Consider the following 2,244-nt stretch of genomic DNA (forward strand, 5'->3'; position numbering starts at 1 on the left):
CGACGCCGCCGTGAGGTGGCCGTCGACTTCTCCGAGATGACCAAGCCGGAGGCATGTACGAACTGGTGGTCCCGGCCGCCGGTGTGTGATTGACGACGCCGGCCGGGGCCGGCTGGAGGCTCCGCCCGGCACCGGAGCAGACTGGGGGCCGTGGGATACGCGCTGGGCCGACGAGAGGCGTCAGGCCGACGCGGTGCCGGTGGGGCGGGACCGCAGCTCGGTGACGTAGTCGTCCGGCGCACCCGCCTTCTCGGCGGCGTTCGCGATCTCCGAGAGGTACCACGCCGTGGGCAGCCCGCCCTCGTACCCGTCGAAGACGTAGATCCACGCGGTCACGTCGCCGTCGAGGGTGGAGATGCGCACGTGCAGCTTGCGGTAGGTGCCGGCGGCCACCCCCTCCAGCTCGTCGAGCTGGGCGGCGTCGTACGGGTGGATGTCGTAGATCGCCACGAACACCCGGTCGCCGGGGGACTCGACGACCGTGCTGACCGCGCCCTCCCAGCCGATCACGTCTTCGCCCGCGAAGGTGAGCCGCCAGCCCTCCAGCCAGCCGGTGCCCACCATCGGCGAATGCGGGCAGTAGGCGCGCATGCGGGCGGGGTCGAGGTTTGAGCCGTAGGCGGCGTGATGACGCACGGCGATGACGATAGCCCGCCCGCGGGGTGGGGGAGAATACGACAGAGCGTGTCGGACGCTTTCGGGAGAAGAAAGTCACTGTGAGCACTGACGAAGGGCGAGCGCGGTGAGCGCGAGGAGTGCAGCGGAGCGGAGCCCCGCAGTCGCGAACGAAAGGATGGCCCTGTGAGCCGGATCGTGATCATCGGCGGTGGACCGGCCGGCTACGAGGCGGCCCTGGTCGCCGCGCAGTTGGACGCTGATGTCACCGTCGTCGAGGCCGAGGGCGCCGGCGGGGCCTGCGTGCTGTCCGACTGCGTACCGTCGAAGACCTTCATCGCCAGCTCCGAGGTGGTCACCGGCTATCGGGACACCGAGGAGTTCGGGGTGCACTCCGACGGGCTGGAGGCCGTCACCGTCGACGCCAGCGCGGTGCACGAGCGGGTCAAGCGCCTCGCGCTCGCCCAGTCCGCCGACATCCACGCCAAGCTGGTCAAGGCCGGGGTGACCTTCGTGCCGGGCACCGCCCGCCTCGGCGAGGACACCCTCGGCCACACCCACCGGGTGCTCGTCACCCCGACCGGCGGCGGCGAGGAGCAGTCGATCGCCGCGTCGACCGTGCTCATCGCCACCGGCGCCACCCCGCGCCAGCTGCCCACCGCCGTTCCCGACGGTGAGCGCATCCTGACCTGGCGCCAGGTGTACGACCTGCCGGAGTTGCCCGAGCACCTGATCGTGGTCGGCTCCGGCGTCACCGGCGCGGAGTTCGCCAGCGCCTACCTGGCCATGGGCGTGCAGGTGACCCTGGTCTCCAGCCGCGACCGGGTGATGCCGCACGAGGACGCCGACGCGGCGATGGCGATCGAGCGGGTCTTCCGCAACCGGGGCATGAGCATCCTGAACAACTCGCGGGCGGACGCGGTCCGGCGTACCGCCGACGGGGTGGAGGTCGAACTCTCCGACGGCCGCCGGGTGGCCGGCTCCCACGCCCTGATCGCGGTCGGCTCCATCCCCAACACCGCCGACCTGGGCCTCGCCGAGTACGGCGTCGCGCTGGCCCGGGGCGGCTACGTCACCGTCGACCGGGTCTCCCGGACCAACGTGCCCGGCATCTACGCCGCCGGCGACTGCACGGGCGTGCTGCCCCTGGCCAGCGTGGCCGCCATGCAGGGCCGGATCGCGATGTGGCACGCGCTCGGCGAGGCGGTACGGCCGCTGCGGCTGCGTACCGTCGCGGCGAACGTGTTCACCGACCCGGAGCTGGCCACCGTGGGCGTCTCCCAGGACGAGGTCGACGCGGGCAAGGTGCCGGCCCGGCAGGTGATGCTGGCGCTGGACGGCAACGCCCGGGCGAAGATGGACGACCTCGCCGACGGCTTCGTCAAGCTCTTCTGCCGCCCGGCCAGCGGCCAGGTGATCGGCGGCGTCGTGGTGGCGCCGAAGGCCAGCGAGCTGATCCTGCCGATCACCATGGCGGTGGAGAACAACCTCACGGTCAACGAGCTGGCCCAGACGATCACGATCTACCCGAGCCTCTCCGGTTCCATCACCGAGGCCGCCCGCCAGCTCATGCTGCACGAGCTGGAGTGACCGCACCGGCCGCGCCGCCCGGGCCACCCCGGCGACCGG

At 72.1% G+C, this 2,244-nt stretch carries 2 protein-coding genes; one reads left to right on the forward strand and one right to left on the reverse strand.

Annotation, left to right across the window (positions count from 1 at the left end; genetic code table 11):
• Nucleotides 1-180: 180 nt before the first annotated feature.
• Complete coding sequence (locus AB0B91_RS65235; RefSeq protein WP_089002039.1) at nt 181-636, reverse strand: gamma-glutamylcyclotransferase; 456 nt, start codon at nt 634-636, stop codon at nt 181-183.
• A 165-nt stretch (nt 637-801) separates the two neighbouring features.
• Here AB0B91_RS65235 and AB0B91_RS65240 point away from each other — a divergent pair, with 165 nt between their 5' ends.
• Nucleotides 802-2,205 carry an NAD(P)H-quinone dehydrogenase gene (locus AB0B91_RS65240; RefSeq protein ID WP_089002038.1) on the forward strand — a complete coding sequence of 468 codons (1,404 nt, stop codon included), beginning with the start codon at nt 802-804 and terminating at the stop codon, nt 2,203-2,205.
• Nucleotides 2,206-2,244: the final 39 nt, after the last annotated feature.

The organism is Nonomuraea sp. NPDC049141, assembly GCF_040648415.1.
Taxonomy (GTDB): domain Bacteria; phylum Actinomycetota; class Actinomycetes; order Streptosporangiales; family Streptosporangiaceae; genus Nonomuraea.